Origin of the sequence: Sedimenticola selenatireducens (assembly GCF_007625115.1) — a bacterium.
In the GTDB taxonomy this organism is placed as follows: domain Bacteria; phylum Pseudomonadota; class Gammaproteobacteria; order Chromatiales; family Chromatiaceae; genus Sedimenticola; species Sedimenticola selenatireducens_A.
The window spans coordinates 1-15,394 of sequence record NZ_VMNH01000009.1; the positions used below are offsets into that span (position 1 = coordinate 1).

General features: G+C 48.0%; 29 protein-coding genes and 1 tRNA gene. 3 read left to right on the forward strand and 27 right to left on the reverse strand.

All coding sequences use genetic code 11. The annotated features are described in order from the left end of the window. Window positions 1-95: 95 nt before the first annotated feature. The 4 genes from FHP88_RS08760 to FHP88_RS08775 form a co-directional block, all read right to left on the reverse strand. Entirely contained in the window at window positions 96-392 is a 297-nt protein-coding gene (locus FHP88_RS08760) for a DUF6488 family protein (RefSeq protein WP_144358666.1), read from the reverse strand. A 262-nt stretch (window positions 393-654) separates the two neighbouring features. Further along, window positions 655-987 carry a DUF6488 family protein gene (locus FHP88_RS08765; protein ID WP_144358667.1) on the reverse strand — a complete coding sequence of 111 codons (333 nt, stop codon included), beginning with the start codon at window positions 985-987 and terminating at the stop codon, window positions 655-657. 18 nt (window positions 988-1,005) lie between these two features. After that, window positions 1,006-2,163, reverse strand: a complete 1,158-nt coding sequence (locus FHP88_RS08770) for a HupE/UreJ family protein (RefSeq protein ID WP_144358668.1) — start codon at window positions 2,161-2,163, stop codon at window positions 1,006-1,008. A 43-nt stretch (window positions 2,164-2,206) separates the two neighbouring features. Beyond that, window positions 2,207-2,515 (reverse strand): DUF3240 family protein, encoded by a 309-nt coding sequence (locus FHP88_RS08775; protein ID WP_260843233.1) that lies wholly within the window; start codon window positions 2,513-2,515, stop codon window positions 2,207-2,209. A 1,111-nt stretch (window positions 2,516-3,626) separates the two neighbouring features. Between FHP88_RS08775 and FHP88_RS08780 the strand changes: the two genes are divergently transcribed. Next, window positions 3,627-3,703, forward strand: a tRNA-Arg gene (locus tag FHP88_RS08780). 97 nt (window positions 3,704-3,800) lie between these two features. On the opposite strand, the gene FHP88_RS08785 is transcribed toward FHP88_RS08780, so the two are convergent. From FHP88_RS08785 to FHP88_RS08890, 22 genes are all read right to left on the reverse strand, one after another. Further along, window positions 3,801-4,898 carry an integrase gene (locus FHP88_RS08785; RefSeq protein ID WP_144358670.1) on the reverse strand — a complete coding sequence of 366 codons (1,098 nt, stop codon included), beginning with the start codon at window positions 4,896-4,898 and terminating at the stop codon, window positions 3,801-3,803. A 242-nt stretch (window positions 4,899-5,140) separates the two neighbouring features. Further along, window positions 5,141-5,377, reverse strand: a complete 237-nt coding sequence (locus FHP88_RS08790; protein ID WP_144358671.1) for a hypothetical protein — start codon at window positions 5,375-5,377, stop codon at window positions 5,141-5,143. An 8-nt stretch (window positions 5,378-5,385) separates the two neighbouring features. Beyond that, the gene (locus FHP88_RS08795; protein WP_144358672.1) at window positions 5,386-6,429 is read right to left on the reverse strand and encodes an integron integrase; all 1,044 of its coding nucleotides are present in this window, start codon (window positions 6,427-6,429) and stop codon (window positions 5,386-5,388) included. A 71-nt stretch (window positions 6,430-6,500) separates the two neighbouring features. Next, window positions 6,501-6,689, reverse strand: coding sequence for a hypothetical protein (locus tag FHP88_RS08800; protein WP_144358673.1), 189 nt, complete (start codon window positions 6,687-6,689; stop codon window positions 6,501-6,503). Window positions 6,690-6,845: 156 nt separating this feature from the next. Further along, complete coding sequence (locus FHP88_RS08805) at window positions 6,846-7,094, reverse strand: hypothetical protein (RefSeq protein ID WP_144358674.1); 249 nt, start codon at window positions 7,092-7,094, stop codon at window positions 6,846-6,848. A 75-nt stretch (window positions 7,095-7,169) separates the two neighbouring features. After that, a complete protein-coding gene (locus FHP88_RS19145) occupies window positions 7,170-7,340 on the reverse strand; it encodes a hypothetical protein (protein WP_186297662.1) in 171 nt (56 codons plus the stop codon). Window positions 7,341-7,430: 90 nt separating this feature from the next. After that, window positions 7,431-7,637 (reverse strand): hypothetical protein, encoded by a 207-nt coding sequence (locus tag FHP88_RS08810; RefSeq protein ID WP_144358675.1) that lies wholly within the window; start codon window positions 7,635-7,637, stop codon window positions 7,431-7,433. Between the two features lie 58 nt (window positions 7,638-7,695). Further along, window positions 7,696-7,944 carry a hypothetical protein gene (locus FHP88_RS08815; protein ID WP_144358676.1) on the reverse strand — a complete coding sequence of 83 codons (249 nt, stop codon included), beginning with the start codon at window positions 7,942-7,944 and terminating at the stop codon, window positions 7,696-7,698. A 37-nt stretch (window positions 7,945-7,981) separates the two neighbouring features. Then, a complete protein-coding gene (locus tag FHP88_RS08820; protein ID WP_144358677.1) occupies window positions 7,982-8,206 on the reverse strand; it encodes a hypothetical protein in 225 nt (74 codons plus the stop codon). 91 nt (window positions 8,207-8,297) lie between these two features. After that, entirely contained in the window at window positions 8,298-8,597 is a 300-nt protein-coding gene (locus FHP88_RS08825; protein WP_186297663.1) for a hypothetical protein, read from the reverse strand. A 69-nt stretch (window positions 8,598-8,666) separates the two neighbouring features. Beyond that, window positions 8,667-8,942 (reverse strand): hypothetical protein, encoded by a 276-nt coding sequence (locus FHP88_RS08830; protein WP_144358679.1) that lies wholly within the window; start codon window positions 8,940-8,942, stop codon window positions 8,667-8,669. Between the two features lie 72 nt (window positions 8,943-9,014). After that, on the reverse strand, window positions 9,015-9,281 hold the full coding sequence (locus tag FHP88_RS08835; RefSeq protein ID WP_144358680.1) for a hypothetical protein: 267 nt from the start codon (window positions 9,279-9,281) through the stop codon (window positions 9,015-9,017). A 77-nt stretch (window positions 9,282-9,358) separates the two neighbouring features. Next, complete coding sequence (locus FHP88_RS08840) at window positions 9,359-9,541, reverse strand: hypothetical protein (protein ID WP_144358681.1); 183 nt, start codon at window positions 9,539-9,541, stop codon at window positions 9,359-9,361. 253 nt (window positions 9,542-9,794) lie between these two features. Beyond that, on the reverse strand, window positions 9,795-9,974 hold the full coding sequence (locus FHP88_RS08850; protein ID WP_144358683.1) for a hypothetical protein: 180 nt from the start codon (window positions 9,972-9,974) through the stop codon (window positions 9,795-9,797). Between the two features lie 8 nt (window positions 9,975-9,982). Continuing rightward, window positions 9,983-10,336 (reverse strand): hypothetical protein, encoded by a 354-nt coding sequence (locus FHP88_RS08855; protein WP_144358684.1) that lies wholly within the window; start codon window positions 10,334-10,336, stop codon window positions 9,983-9,985. 10 nt (window positions 10,337-10,346) lie between these two features. Then, window positions 10,347-10,583 (reverse strand): DUF4224 domain-containing protein, encoded by a 237-nt coding sequence (locus FHP88_RS08860; protein ID WP_144358685.1) that lies wholly within the window; start codon window positions 10,581-10,583, stop codon window positions 10,347-10,349. Next, the gene (locus tag FHP88_RS08865; RefSeq protein WP_144358686.1) at window positions 10,580-10,831 is read right to left on the reverse strand and encodes a hypothetical protein; all 252 of its coding nucleotides are present in this window, start codon (window positions 10,829-10,831) and stop codon (window positions 10,580-10,582) included. Before FHP88_RS08865 ends, FHP88_RS08860 begins: the two co-directional genes overlap by 4 nt. A gap of 4 nt (window positions 10,832-10,835) precedes the next feature. After that, a complete protein-coding gene (locus FHP88_RS08870; RefSeq protein ID WP_144358687.1) occupies window positions 10,836-11,186 on the reverse strand; it encodes a hypothetical protein in 351 nt (116 codons plus the stop codon). A 10-nt stretch (window positions 11,187-11,196) separates the two neighbouring features. Then, window positions 11,197-11,478, reverse strand: a complete 282-nt coding sequence (locus FHP88_RS08875; protein ID WP_144358688.1) for a hypothetical protein — start codon at window positions 11,476-11,478, stop codon at window positions 11,197-11,199. A 40-nt stretch (window positions 11,479-11,518) separates the two neighbouring features. Further along, a complete protein-coding gene (locus FHP88_RS08880) occupies window positions 11,519-11,773 on the reverse strand; it encodes a hypothetical protein (protein WP_144358689.1) in 255 nt (84 codons plus the stop codon). Between the two features lie 301 nt (window positions 11,774-12,074). Then, on the reverse strand, window positions 12,075-12,749 hold the full coding sequence (locus FHP88_RS08885; protein WP_144358690.1) for a hypothetical protein: 675 nt from the start codon (window positions 12,747-12,749) through the stop codon (window positions 12,075-12,077). 272 nt (window positions 12,750-13,021) lie between these two features. Beyond that, the gene (locus tag FHP88_RS08890; RefSeq protein ID WP_144358691.1) at window positions 13,022-13,771 is read right to left on the reverse strand and encodes a LexA family transcriptional regulator; all 750 of its coding nucleotides are present in this window, start codon (window positions 13,769-13,771) and stop codon (window positions 13,022-13,024) included. A 25-nt stretch (window positions 13,772-13,796) separates the two neighbouring features. Between FHP88_RS08890 and FHP88_RS08895 the strand changes: the two genes are divergently transcribed. After that, a complete protein-coding gene (locus FHP88_RS08895) occupies window positions 13,797-14,051 on the forward strand; it encodes a transcriptional regulator (RefSeq protein ID WP_144358692.1) in 255 nt (84 codons plus the stop codon). Between the two features lie 125 nt (window positions 14,052-14,176). Here FHP88_RS08895 and FHP88_RS08900 read toward each other — a convergent pair whose 3' ends face one another. Continuing rightward, window positions 14,177-14,551 (reverse strand): hypothetical protein, encoded by a 375-nt coding sequence (locus tag FHP88_RS08900; RefSeq protein WP_144358693.1) that lies wholly within the window; start codon window positions 14,549-14,551, stop codon window positions 14,177-14,179. Between the two features lie 59 nt (window positions 14,552-14,610). Between FHP88_RS08900 and FHP88_RS08905 the strand changes: the two genes are divergently transcribed. Continuing rightward, entirely contained in the window at window positions 14,611-15,213 is a 603-nt protein-coding gene (locus FHP88_RS08905) for a hypothetical protein (protein ID WP_144358694.1), read from the forward strand. The last annotated feature ends 181 nt before the right edge of the window (window positions 15,214-15,394 follow it).

The window sequence follows — 15,394 nt, forward strand, 5'->3', positions numbered from 1 at the left end:
CTGGAAACCTTGCAAGATGGGAAACAAATTTGGCAGGAGAAGTTAGTCAACTGAACTTGACCTGACAATACGGACTTCCAGAAAGCTGGTAACTGTCAGATCAAGTCGCGACTACTACAAGTGATATTATTGTTGACATAAACGACTACCCACTCGGGTTTACCATTTAGGGTTTGTTTCTCTATTGAGTTGGCCTTAACTGCACCCCAACTTTCATCTACTTTCCCTCTTGAAACAAGTGAGGCAATTACTATCCCGGCATTTCTTTCGGCTGCTGATTCATCTACAGGGATTACTGGACCACCAAATCCATGGCTATGCCCCGATCCTGCCATGACTGATGTGCCTGCAAGTAAAAATGACAGTATAAAAATTGTAAAGAACCTTTTCATCGTACTTCTCCAGTTTACTTATCAATAGTTTCGTGTTTACCAGGAATCTGACTATCTGCCGGCTCATTGTGGGAGTGACCATGATCTGAACAGCCTGCTAGTATGAAAATTATAGAAATGGTCAGAGTAAATCGTACTTTCATTGTTTTTTTCCTTAAATGCCAATAAGGATGTATGAATAGATTTTCTAGTAATGATGATAGTAGAGCCCCACTTTAGATTAATTAACCTAAAGTGGGGCTCTACAGTAACTACCAGCGATCTACATGCCTGTATAATTTGCAGCCAGATATTCCCCGCTCAGGGTAAGGAAGATATATAATGTGCGCTTCTCTGGTTCACTCACTTCAGGGTTCGTAAACGCAGCAACCCATTCTTTGCTGCCTTTAAAGGTTTTTGCCTCAATCTTTGAAATTTCAATCGATTTCCAACTTTCCTCAATAACGCCTCGATTAACTAGATTAGAAACAATTTTAGTAGCGATAAGGCTTGCCTTATTTTCATCTACTGGCGCATGTGAATGTCCGCTGCCAGCAAAGACACCGAATGCCAACAGACTCATCACCAATACCATAATCATTTTGTACATACGCATTATTAATTCTCCTGTTGCTTAAAAAATACTGTCGCGTTTTTTCTCAGGTGTTGGTGTTCCTAAAAGAGGTTCACCGACTGCTCCTTTTTTTTCATCATCCAGCCGCGAATAACCACCCTGAACATTTAATGTGATTGTAACGATCGAGTTTGATGAGCTTTTCCAGTACCACCCATGCGTACCTTCAAAAGGTGCAAGCAACTGACCTGAAGCACTACTCATCGTATTTGTCTGATAGCTCTTAAAGGCACCAGTGGTATCGCCAGCCGGTTCTCCATGAAAATCATAGTAGAGCTCTTCTCCATCAGTTTTCCAGGAATAGGTAAGTACAGCACCCTTGGTTAGATAGAGTTTGTACTCTTTCTCACCACGAGGGGGGAGAGTGATGCTGATCGTTTCTGTAGCGCCTGTAGAAACTGGATCCTCGGTTCCTTTATCGGCTTCAGTTACAGCACTAGTATTTGTACCTCCCAGTTCACTCGCATTGGCCACATGCTCATAGCCATGCATCTGCATCAAGAAGAGAAATAGCCCCCCCATAATTAAAGTATAATTAGCTATGAAGCTAAAAGTAGTGAAGCTCTTGCGTTTTCTCCAAGCCGCAACCAGCAGTAACATCACTGCCAGTGCACTGATCTGCCCTAACTCGACGCCCACATTGAATGAAATGATATTGGCCAACAGGTCATCTTCGCTCAGTGGTAATTGCTGGAGCCGGGTAGACAAACCAAAACCATGAATTAAACCCAATCCAACAATCATGAACATCATGTTTGGTGGGTTGATATTGAGGTATTTACGAAAGCCATCGAGATTAGCAAATGCGATGTAGCAGACACTCAAGGCGATAATGGCGTCAATCAGGAAGTAGTTAAGCTGGATGCCATTAAAGGTGGCATATATTAAAGTAACACTGTGCCCCAATGTAAAAGCGGTCACATATTTGGCAATATCACGGAAACTCGTCAAGAAAAAGATAATACCAAAGACGAATGCCAAGTGATCATAACCGGATAGCATATGAGTGGCACCGAGCCAGAGGTAACGGAGATTACCACCAGCAATCACGGCCTGTTTTTCCTCCTCTGACATACCATGCGCAAACGATGCATCTGATAATACAAGAAGAATCACAATGCCCGAAATGAGCATCAGTAAATGACGTATAACTAACATGAATTACTCCGAGAAAATTGGTCTAGAACAGCTGCAATCTTGATTAGATATGACCACTCGTTTCTGTGGCAGTAACCCAAAAGACAGTATGCCCCTTAAGTGGGCCTTTACTCTCCTTCAGCATCGCTATAACTTTTTCGCAGGCGAGATTGTCCAGCAGCATATCAACTCTGAGTCTCGCGGAGTGCCCGACTACTTTATCTCGTGCAGCGAGAAAGTCATTGTCTTCGACATGAGTTCCGTGTCCTTCAGCATGGCTGAAGGTAAAACCATTTACCTCTTTTAAACTGCGTATTTTATCTAGAAGCGCTTGTTGTGCTTCGGAATGAATGAGGATAGTCAGTATTTTCATCTTCACGTTTTTTACCTTAATATTGTATTGACCCATCTATAGTCCCATGGGCTATAGAAATAAGACGCTTGTGTTGGAAGATATCAATGCCTGGAGTCGCCAAAAAGCTGGCTACCCTCCTACTTTGACCTATGACACAAGACCAGGATATTAATGGATTGAGAGGCCACCCCATTGCAGAAAACCCGTCATCTCATTGAAGAGTGTGGTGGCGTTTCTGAATGAGTGGCTTGGGTCAGCTATTGAGGTGGTGCGCGAAGAGGTGGGCAAAGAAGGTAGCGCCAATAGAGGTTGATCGGCCCCGTATGACGATTAATAGTGATGCTACAAATAAACTGGATTAATAGCCCTAGCCAGATCGATACTAAAAACAAGAACGCAGAAGGCCCATCGCTCAATTTAGTAAAAACTGCCTTGGGAGATAGATCCTTCTGGGAAGCAATCTCCCCGTGCTCTATGTCATGTGAGGTATCTGTAGAGGCATGAGGCGCATAAGAGTGGTAATGAGAAGAGTCAGCTATGGAATCAGTAATAAAGAGCGATTCGTGCGCGTGTTCGATGCTATGAGAGTGGATGCCCGTTCCGCTGGAAAACACAAAAGCCAAGGCTGCTAGTAGCACCCAGGAGGTAATTCGCCAAACTTTATGATCTCTTGTAAACATTTCAGCAGAGTCTAATTGTATGCCTTATAGAGATCAAGCTTGTAAGAGGTAAGCACTTTAATTTGTGCCTATCCAGATAAGAGCTAGGCATTATGCACATATGGAATGGGGTGTTTATCCAACCAGTTGCTTTGGAAATGCTCCCCAACAATGCTGACGGGCACCAATAGAAGAACCCACGAACCTTTATTAGTCTGGCTTTATGATCGTGACATATTGTTATTACTGGATGTGGACAGGTTACCTGGGAATTATAATACTGGAAGAATATCCGTTCCGATAGGGTGTTACGATGAGATCTTGTAATTGGAAGATGTATTTTGTAAGCTTCTGAATAATTAGGTATTAATGAATGGGCTGGAGTTTCCCTCGCTCTCCGCCATTATTTATGTCAGTTGTAGAGTTGACAAAGGAGCAAGAAATCTTCAGAATTCGCGCTCCAAAGTTAAGCGCCCGTAGCTCAGCTGGATAGAGTACCTGGCTACGAACCAGGTGGTCGGAGGTTCGAATCCTTCCGGGCGCGCCATTTTATAAGCAAAAACAAACGGTTGCAGAGTTTCATCTGTAACCGTTTTTGCGTTTTGTCCCATAGATAGCTATTTGTCCCATAGATTTATACATAGTTACTCAGAGCCGGGGCGTTTTAGTGGCTTGATATGGGTGGGTTTTCGGCGATAAACGCGGTCGGTTATGCGTGTGTCTGAGTGCGCTAGAAACTCTGATGCCTCTTGCAGTGTGTCTTTGTCACTGCCTGCTTTGGCGCGCAAGTCCCTTTCCTGGAATCTGTCTGTGATTTTCGTCTGGTCCATTACTCTATCCATGAACCGTTGCCAGAGGCTGTCGAAGGCGTTGGCGCTGCCGTCTGCTTTTATGTAGGGCTTGCCTTGGTTTGTGGTGAACAGGGGTGCGTCACCTATTCTGCGTGGCGGTATGCGTAGGATGTCATCAATCAGGGCTCTGAGTTCACCGGCTTCGTCCCAGTCAATGATCAGGCGCTTGCCGGTTGTCTTCGCTGTTTTATTGGGCTGTACGTGGATTCCGTCATCTTTTATTTGTAGCAGCTTCAGTCTGAGGATGTCGCCGCGCCTGAGTCCGGTCATTAGCTTTAGTTGAACGTATAGCTGAGCTATGCGGACATTGCGCGCGCTGCGTTTGTCTGTGGGTGGTTTTAGGTTCAGCGCTTCAGTTATCTCCCAGTCTTCAACCAGTCGCAGCCGGGGTGGTGTGCTGTGTTTCTTTACCTGCCCGAGTAGCGGATTTCTGTCAATAGCTCCCCATTCAACCGCCATGGTGATGAGGTGTGAAAGCACTTCAAGGTCATGGTTTACGCTGGTTTTGCCGTACTTCTTCAGGGCTTCGTGCTTATAGGCGTTGTAATGGCGTGGCTTGATGCCGTCGGGTTGCATGGGGCCAAAGATGGGCCTGAGCCTACCGATGCTGGTGCGGTTGCTGGTTTGTGTTTTGGGTGCCTTGCTGGGGATCACTTCCAGTAGGTAGCGATCCATGAGTTTTGTCATGGTAGATAGGTCAGAATCAACGGCGTTTAGTCGTTTTGACCAGGTTTTATAGGCTTCAGCTTCACTCTTTCCCAGTCTGAATTCTTGTTTTCCATCCCATAGGTCAAGATCGGCAGGCGGTACGCGGTAGTAGTACGCGCCGTTTTTGATTCGCCAGCGCTTTGGAAGTGGGCGGTTGATGGGGAGTTTTGATTTTGGGCTCATGAGTTTTCAGTTATACCGATTTAAACATTCCGAAATCGTCGTTGAATAGCTCAAGAAATCTTCCTTTATACTGAATGTAAGCCCATGGGTAGCCTCTCACTTTATCGTAGGCGCTCATTGCAGCATCAAGGCTTTCGAATTCTTCGCTGTATTTGCAGTTTGGCTCATGGCTCTCGTATTTGCCGGCGATAACTGAGAACATTATTAACCTCGTTATGTTAGATAGCTTTTTCCTCTTCTTACTATTCCGTACATATCGGCTCCGGCATCCAGTGGGCTATTCTGGCTCCGGTCACTATCCACTTTCTTTCTCTATCGCTAAAACTGGTTGTTTCAGTTGTGCTGATGGTCACGGCGCCCAGTATTAGGCCGGTTTGTTCACTCAGGGTGGCCAGTTTTTTGTTGACGATATCCGCTATTTCGTGGACCAGCTCTCTTTCTGCTTTATAAACGGCCTGGGCCATGTCTTGTGCTTTCATTTTAAATTTCAACCTTGTGCGTGGGTGGCTGTTCGTAAATGTACATAGCTAGGCGCTCTGTTTATTGTGCTTGCGCTGCTCAGCGTTTCCAGTGGGCTGGTGATGGCCTTGCCGTTATTCTCCAGTACATGAGTGTAGATCATTGTGGTGTTGAGGTCTTTATGGCCTAACAACTCCTGTACCCGGCGGATGTCGTTGCCGTCTTGCAGCATGTGGGTAGCGAAGCTATGGCGCAGGGTGTGCGCGGTGGCGGGCTTGGTGATTTTTGACCGCCTCACGGCTGATTTGATCGCCTTTTGGGGCGTGGTCTGGTAGACGTGGTGGCGTTTTTGTTCGCCGGTTTCTTTGTCTACCGCATAACCGATAGCCGGGAATAAGTAGTACCAACCCCAGTCATGGGGTGCTGATTTATATTTTCTGGCCAGCGCAAAGGGCAGGGTGACGCCTATTCCTTTTTTTGTGTCCTTTTCGTGGGCTTGTTCAGCCTGTTGCATCTGCCTTTTTATGGGCTGTATGAGTGAGGCTGGTAGTAGGGTGGTTCTATCTTTATTGCCCTTGCCTGATCGCACAGTGATGGTTTGATATTCGAAATCAATGTCTTTGATTCTGAGCCGTAGGCATTCAGATATACGCAGCCCTGCACCATAAAGTAGGTTGGCTATTAGCCAGTTGGTGAAGCCTTCACGCTTCATGTTGTTGAGTACGTTGGCGGTTTCCGTTTTTGTCAGCACCACGGGCAGGCGCTTTGGTTTGGTGGCGTAGTTCACGCCATTGATGTAACCAATATCTTTCTGTAGGTGGTGTTTATACATCCATACCAATGCACAGAGCGCCTGCTTTTGTGTGCTGGCAGTGACGTTTTTGACCGTGGCGAGATAGGATAAATATTGGCCGCACTCATCGGCCCCCATTTCGTCGGGGTGTTTGTTGTGATGAAAACGGATAAAGCCCCTGATGCGTAGCAAGTACGCATCACTGGTTTTATCGCTGTAGTTCATCGCCCGCATTTGATTGCGGATGCCGATTAGGAAGGGTGATTTTGTTTGGAACATTTAATCATTCTCCTGTTGAGAATTATTCTCACCGCTGCTTTTGCCAATATATTTATGCCGCATAATCCCAGTTATAACGAACGGATGCGCTCACGTAGCGTCACCAGCATATCATTACGCGGTGTGTACTTGGCCGCATCAGGTATCTTGATCTTATGAATCGTCGATATCCAGCCGCTCCATGTATACCATTTCAGCTTATCCAAAAATGCCGTTCTTGCTTCCCACGCATTATGCTCTGTAACATGAAACCGACCCATGCCTTTACACCACCAGTAATGTAATGGGCGATTCGCTGGCATATGCGCTGTGTAAAACCTGCCTTTTCTTTTGTGCATGCAAACTCCGTTATAACCAGTAGCTACAGCCGATTCACTCGCTGCGCTCGCTCTCGCCTGAGCATGGTCGTTATATTTCTACCACTCCAAGCCTTTTACATTGAACGTGGTCTTGCATTTTGAACAAGTAACTTCCTTGCACTCGAAGTCATCATGGCTGCCGTGTTCAGGGAATATTTGCCGTACTAGGGCAGCATCATCATCGTGCAATGTTCCATCTGTGTCGTCTTCCCTCAGTAAGTCGATGAGATATTCGCAGTCCTCGTTAGGGCAAGTCACAAACAGTTCAATATCTAGCCTGGCCTCTACTGTTTTAATATCAGTCATATCAATCTCCAAAATATAACAAGTCGCTCCAAAAGATTCGCTTCGCTCACAGTTGAGCTTTAGCGTTGTATTGCCTTAGTGGTCGCTCAAATGCTCCTCCCTGTGTTTCTCGTAATCAGCCAGAGCGCGAAGGATGGCGGCTCGTACCGCATACTCACTCCACACCTTTACCTCTGGCGAAAAGTTACCGGCGCGCTCACCATCGCCCATTTGGGTAGTTACCCAATTAAATACCTTCTCACTCATAATTCTGTTCTCCGTATATGATCGGCAATACAACAAGTCGTGCAAGTTCACTTCGTTCGGACTGGCTGACGCCAGCCGCTTCACTCAGCGTTAACTGCTCGTGCTTCCAATCTCTCGGTATAAGTCATCGCGCAGCTCTTTAATCTCAGTCAGCGCATCCAGATAGCACTGCTCTATGTGGTATAGAGCCGCCTTTGTTTTCGCTAATTCGTTTTCCAGTTCCTTTTCCCGGCGCGTTCCATACTTAAAAAGATCAATCATCCTATCTAGCACATGCTCATATTGTCTTTTCTTCATCGCAGTTAACCAGCAATTCAAAACCGAGTCGCTACCGCTCCCGGCTTAATCAAAATCGTTATGTGCTACTGCTTTCGTAAATCATGTCAAACAGCCTTTTGCTCACCATCACGGTATCTGGCGGAAGCATGTCGTTTTTCATAATCTTTAAGCCGGTTAAGCCCTTGATCAGAAACGTTCCTTCTGGTGCTCCTTTTGGCGCTAGTGCCTTTATTAGCTCCAGTGCCTCATTCAGTTTTTCCATGGTTAGAGTATCGTCCTGGCTGTTTTTTGCGGTGCCAGTTCCCGCGCATAACAAATCGTTCAAAATCGACCTCCTTTCAGTCGGCGCTTTAACTCAAGCGTTAAGTGGATTTGTAATCCTGCAAATCATCATCGCCAATTTCAGTAATATCCCAGTCGTGCAAATCAAAGTCGTTGTGAATGTTTGCTGTAGGATAATTCCATCCTTTTTCTGCCCATAGATCGTGCGCTTTTATTTTAAATTCCTCTGCACTGTCACATTCAATCTCCCCGATCACATGGGTTGCAACTGTCTGTATCGATACCGGTACTTTATACTTTGCCATTGCTTAATTCCTCACTTAACCAGTAATCCAAAAGGAGCGCCTAGACTTTGGCGCTTTATTCTATTCCGTACCACGCCCTTTTAATTTGGCGTTAGTGTGAAAACCTGTGCGACCTATCGCGGCGCCTATCGCTCACGTTGTTCCAATAGGTATCCTTGCAGTTGCCTTTTCCGCTGTTGCTGCAAAATTGAGTTTGATACGACTTTTTCAAAATTCGCCCTCCGCAGTTGGCACAGCGAATCGTTGTGCCAATTTCTGACCGCTTATTGTCGCGGTATCTAGCCTCTTTCTTGTTCAGTCCATCGTAATACGCCCGCTGTTCAAGCTCTCGCATATCGCGCTCTGCGCCACCATCACACTGGCTCTCTAAATAATCAGCCTCTTCACCCATCATCTTGTCCTCTAAATAATCACACTAACCAGTAGCTACACGCGACCTATCGGCGCGTGAGCATGGCCGTTAACACTCGTATATGTCGTGGCGTTGGCAGATGTTGTTAATGTCGATACGCGCACGGAATGTCTGCCATGTGCCTTCCCATATGCCGCGCACCTTAATGTATTTTTGGCCTTTCAAAATCTTATACCGATCTGCCTTGGCCGCGCTGATTGCGTGACGCTCATCGTCTGCCAGATCACACTCATCAATCGGTACATTGTTAATCCATTCACATGCATCACATCGGTACGCCTTTTTTGCTACCGGGTAACTTATATCCTCAACATCCCAACTCATAAAATCCTCCAGTGTTAACCAGTAGCTATAACCGGTTCACTCGCTGCGCTCGCTCTCGTCTGAGCATGGTCGTTAGGCGCTCAGCAATGCCTGTGCACGCGCCCATTTCTGGCGTTCCTCCCCGGTAGAATAGTCAGGCTCCCAGCCGCGCATTATCGGCATTAAGTCGGTAAGTGCCTTTTTAAGCGAGTCGTTCTCTTGTTGCAGTCGCTCAATCTCTTCAGCGGCCCAGTGTGCTATATGTTTTTTACCAGAGCCGTCACTGGTGTATTTCACCTCATGGTCTGCGTATGCAATCAACTGCACTAGCGGCCCAACCTGATCTGTAATCCCTGTCATTTTCATTACCCCTAAAATATCGCCTAACCAATCACACCAGCCGACTCACTCGCTGCGCTCTCGTCTGAGCCTGGTCGTTAGCCGTCATATCCACCAAGGTCTACGGTTTTTGCATTATGGTTAATTTCCGGCCTGTCGTTTTTCTTAGCAAGCGTGTACTCGCTATTGCGAGTCACAACGTAATGCCCTAACCCCTCCGACTCTAGCTGTGCCATTATCATTAATATATCGCTTACAGTTGCATCATTTTGTTTGTTCATGTCTATCTCCTGATAATGGCGCTATGCTCTGTTCCCGCGTAGCTGAAACCAATCAACGGCGTTGCAAATCCCTGCATCGTCCCACCAGTTGTCAATGCCCCTTGTAGCCGCTCGGTCTTTGTAAATCGAAGGGCCAAGATAATCGTGCCAGTCCATAAAAAAGTATCTCCCGTCGGCGGTTCTCATTCGATACCAGCCAGCGGTTACGCATATAATTGCATTTCCAAAATCTAAACAAGGCATAGCTATTCGCTCAAGTTCGTTCCGTGGCCCGCGTTGGCTTAATGGAATCTACAGGCTCTCGCATCCGAAGCGCCCCTTTGTGTTCTTCTATGGCCCATGTTCCTCTGACCAGGGTTATCGGGTCACGCATAATCATACGCCAGCCGCTTTGCAGGTGTTTGTCGATGGCTTGGCGGAGGTCTATTTGCATTCTCAGGTCTACCGCCATCGTCCAATCTCTTTGGCCAGTGTGTTGCTGGGTACGGGCCATGCGTGGGCGATGTTGATTTTGGGTATTGCGCCGTGGAATACGGCTTCTTTTACGCTCATTGTTTTGAGTCGGTACAGGATGGCTGATGGCGGACTTCCAGACTCTTCGCTCCATTCGGTAACGGTTTGTTCTCTGCCGTCGATCTTGAGCGATTTGATACGCTTTCTGCCGGTGCTGAAGGTTTTATAGATGATTTCTTCGGGCATGCTGGTTCCTTTTTGGGTGAGGCTGTACGCCATGGGTGCCAAGTTAATGACCAGGGCGAATAGGCCGAAGCTGATGATTGTTTTTAGTTCGCTCATGGCGGTCGCTTCAGGCAGACAGGTTGCTGAAGTCGGGCTCGGTGTTGGGTTTTTCTGGTGCGCTCGGGTCAAACCCACCCATCACTTTGTTGAAGTGTGAGCGCGCAACCAGTGGGGTGCCGTCGGCGCGTTTTTTGTGCATCAGCCCGTTATCCGTCAGCCAGCGCAGTTGCCGCGCGGGTTGTTGGTAGCCGGTGATTTGTTCTATCTCTGCGGGTAGCAGGTAGATGGGTTCGGGGTTGTTCATGATGCGGCCTTTGTTTTGGGTGGTTCAAAGCAGTTGCGGGCTTCGTCACGCAGTCGGGCGGCTTCGGCTGTCAGTCTGCGGGCCAGCCGAAGTTCTTGCGCGTAGCTGATCATGGCGTCTATGTCGCTTTTTTCAGTGATCTGCCAGTGCCCGTCAAGGGTGTGCATCGCTTTCAGGTGGGCGGCGTTTTCTCTGAGCGTGACAGCGGCTTCATCCAGTAGCCGTAAGGTGATGTCTGTAGCTTTCATGGCGTTACCATCCGTGATAGTTAAAAAGTAGGTCACCCAGCACGGCGCGCGCAGCGTCTGGAAGGTGTAGGGCCAGATTTCCCAGGCCGGTACAGCCTGTTTTTGCCATTAGGCGTGCGCCTTCTTCCGGGTTGTAGAAGCTGACCATGGCGGCGATCATGGCCGCTTTGCTTTTGGGTAGCCGGCTGATGACCTGGTTGATCTCTTTGATCTTGGGCGCGTAGCCGTCCAGCCCCATCAGGTAGTTGCCACCGAACAGGGTGGGGTGGCCTGTGAGGCTAATGGCTTGCTTCCAGGCTGCCATGAAGGCGTCCGGTTTTTCGGATGGCCAGAGTTCGCGGGCTGCGTTCTGCATGGTGTTCTCCTTATGCGGCCGGGTCTGGGTGGCGGGGCAGGTCTGCGCCCATGTACTGGCGTTTGCGCAGCGGCATTTTCAGTACGTTGGTGTTGGTGGCTATGGCGGTGCTTTGCATTTGTGCCAGCATCAGCCGTTGTTCGGGCGTGGTGGGCGGGTTGAGTACGTAGACCGGTTCCCGCCCGGTGGCCAGCAGCCAGCGTGTGCGCCAGGCTTTGAGGCGCTGTTCGTTCATTAGGGCTTGGTAGGCTTGTCTTTCGGCCTCTGAGCTTCTGAATTTTATGGCCATCATGGTTGCTCTCCTGTTTGTTTGTTTGTCGGTGAGTGGGTGATTAGATGATCCCAATGCCGCCAGAAGCGGCGTTGAGTAATCTCAAAAAAGCAAAATCGGCTGATTGCGTTGGCACCATAAAAGAGGCACCGAACAGCAATGCTTTATCCGATTGTTCTGACCCCAATGTTGACCATTTGTCTGGTCTAAATAGATAACGCGCGGCATCCTCTGTGTTGCCACTGATAGGGTCGTTCCTATCAACGAAGGTCGCCCGTGCCGGTTCCTGGCTGTAGCTGTTGGAATAATTTTCCATGCGCGTTTTCCTGTGGCTCGGTTGTTAATAGGTGCCCGGTTTAAGCGCCGGTCGCGCGGGCCGCTGACAGTGAGTCGCGGCGGGTGCCAACCAAGGCTTTGTTTGTTTCAGTTAGGATAAGATAAACAACAAGTTTGCTAAAGTCAAACATAATGTTTATTTAAAAGGCGAGAAAAAACCAGATGGTTTGGTGTGTGGGGGTTAGGCGGTCTAAAAAAAGTGGTAGAGCGGCGTGGTGGTATTCGCCATAGGTGGCAGTAAGGGGGTGGTGATGGGTCTAGTTATTAGGTGAGCGCTAGCGTTAGGGCCATATAAGATTCTTTGTGTCAAATTCGAATACGTGGTTGCCGTTCTGATAAAAAGTGGCTTCGATTTGAACGCGGTTAACCTTCATGATTTTTGCGACAAAATCATTATATTTTTGAATGAATAGTAGCGTTGTACTCTGGTCCTGTGGTTCTAAGGCGGTAAAGGTTTTTGGTTTTTCGTCGCCAAAGCGAACGTTGACTGTACATTTGTTTATTCTGCACGTGAATTGTCCTTTCTCTATATAGAAAAGAACGTCCTTTCCATATTTCGGGTGATCTCTTAGTTGTAAGGTCGCTCTTTGTTCGCCTCTGTATGGGAAATCGAAAGATACTGTATTGATGGATTTTACAGTCGCTCTTTTGATAACGCCCCGTCCCAGTGGGTCTTCTGTCTCATTATAAAACCAATTCAGGCCAAGAATTTTGGTGTCATCAAAAACCGGTGGCTTCGTAATATCGGTGTTTTGGTGTTGGGTGGGGTTATTGGGGCGGGTGGCGCGGGTAGTGCTTTTGATGCCTTTATATAGCGAAAAGAAGATCAAAATAATAAAGCCGATAATTATCAGATATAGCCAATGGCCATTTTTTGTCTTTGATCCGCAATATGGGCATGTGTCAGCTTTTGTGCTGATAATCTTTTTGCATTCCCTGCAGGGCTTCATGGCCATATTAATTCCTTATCGCAGGCTCTCAGTCTGTGATGTGTTAGTTGGTGTAATACTCTTATTTGCAAGTAGCCGCTTAATTTCCTTTAGCTCGCGGTTGGCTTCTTTGGCCTCGATGATGGCGTCTGATAACTTATCGCTTACCCTTAGTACAATATAGGGCATTACGATCCAGGCAACGATCAGTGTCACTAATACGACTAAGACGAATAGGCCGAATAAGCCTGATATGGGTATTCCCTGCATAGATATTGCTCCTTGCTAGCAGAAGTTGATTACATATCACCGCCGATCCAGACCACGCGCCCGATGATGTTGAGCTGCTCTATCTGTTCTGGCGAGATGATTTCATCCCGGTAGTGCCCGGTTTGATTGTCTGAACTGACCACTACGGAACCGTCAAAGCGTTTAGATAGTCGCTTTACCTTGGCCTCGCCTGCGTAGTTGATGGCGTAGACTTTGCCGTCCAGGATGTTGTGGTTTTCGTCTGTTTTTACCAGCAGTACGTCACCGTCACTGATGCGGGGTGACATGCTGTCACCTCTGGCGAATACTACCACCAGGTTGTTTTCTTTATAGCCTTTTTTATTTAACCATGTGCGTTTAAAGGCGAGGGCATTGGTCGCGGTTTCGTTGTCGATGTAGCTGCCGTGCCCGGCTGCGAGGGCAATATCTTCGTATTGCGGGATCAAGACGTCATCGCCTGATGGGTCATTCCTGACATTGTAACTCCCTGAAGCATCGCGCACTGACTGTGCGTCTATTATTTTTCCGGTATCAAGCCATGCGGGCGATACATCAAGGATGCCCGCGGCTTTGATTAACGTGCTACCGGGCATTCCTCTTTTTCGCCAGTTGTTGTAGCTTTGAGTGGATGCGCCAAGTTGCTTGGCAAAATCTACCTTCTTCATGCCTTTCTCGGCAAGTAGTTTTTCAACCCTCTGCATTTGTTCGTGTATTTCAGACATAAACATATTGTTTAGCAGTTTACGACCGCTCGCAACAAACAAAAAGTTTGATTTCATCAAACATATAGTTTACTTTACGTTCATGGACGCATTAGAAACAGTCATTGAAATTATGGGTGCTGGCAGGTTGGCGGAGAGTCAAGGGGTTACTCCTATGGCAATCAGTCAATGGAAAAAGCGTGGTGTTCCGGCTGACCGGGTTATTCCTATCTGCTTGGCCGTAGACCTACGGGTAACACCGCATGAACTTAACCCGAAGATCTACCCAGACCCGGAGTGGTTGCCACCACGTCCGGTTGATGATTCGCCCGGTGATCTGAACGAGCAGGCGGCGTGATGCTAAAGCTGTTGATTCTGATCATTTTGGTCAGTGTGTCGGCTCCTGTGTCGCTGTAACTGTTTTAAGCGTAGACGATGACGGGGGATTTTGAATGATTGATGAAAATCAGAAAAGTGAGGGGTTCATGGCAAGGGCTTGTTCAGTGTCTGCCGAAGAAATGCCGTCATTCCCGCATCCAGGGCAAATTGAAAGTCTGCATTGTGGGTCGTTTGAAGTTGGATCGCACAACCGCCTGTCTCATATCGAACCACATCTATGTGCTTGGCGAGCAATAACAGGGGGTTCAGCTCATGTGTTTCGGTATCGGTGTCCGTTGGTAGAGGAAGTGTGTTAGCGATGTTTTTAGATACGGATGATTCAATTAGATATGCGAGCAACCCCGTGAATTCATCGTTTGTCATAACGGCATCGGCTAGTTCGTTGTTTGTACCTTTGATGGTTAGCTTTACAAATTTTCCGTCTGCGCTGCTGACTACAGTGGCGTTTTTTAATTGCATGGTCACCCCTTTAGCTTGGTGGCGTGTTGCTGTGCAACTTGGGAACCAAGGATAACACAATGGAAAGTCATTCAAGAGAGTCACGCTCCCGCCTGATTGGGCGGTTTATTGAGAACTGGCTGCAGGGGGTGGTGGATAACCAGCTTTCGTATGCTGACCAGGTGCGGTCTGTTTATTTTGCGTATTTCCCGGACCCGAGGGACCGGAAGATTCGTTTTCCGTCAACCGGTGATGCCTTTCATGATCTGCGGGAAACCAAGCAGATTGTGATGCGGCGGTTGCGGGGTGAGATTAAGTTCGAATGTGACTTTGAAGAGTGCGCGGTGGATGCCTTGCCGCCTGAACCCCGTGCGGCGTTGTTGCGCAAGTTGAGCGCGCGCTATGGGTTGATGGCGGTGCCGGTGCCCGGTTCGGTTGCGCCGGGTGTGGCGGCGGATTTGGCCCGGTTTGCCAGGGAGTTTGGTGAGGCCATTACGGCTTACGGTGAGCTACTGGGTGATTCGGGTGTGATTGATGAGCATGACAACCCGGCCAAACTGCGCAAGGCGCTGAATGAAACGGATGATGTGTTGGCGGCGGCTTCGGTGTTCCGAGAGGCGGTGCTGGATGCGTTGCGTAAGCAGGATAAAAAACGCCCATTGAATGTGGTGCGGGGTAGATGAGCGGGGCGTTGCCTGGGGTTTTCTATGGTGACCCCGCTGAGGCGCTTTCGCGGTTAGAGCGCAACAGCGTTTATCGCAAGGTGCGTTGTTGCGGGTGCCAGCACCATGATATGCGGCGGAAAGATGATCCGTGTATCAAGCGGTTGTCGCCGGGTAGAAATTCGTGCAAGGGGTTTGATGA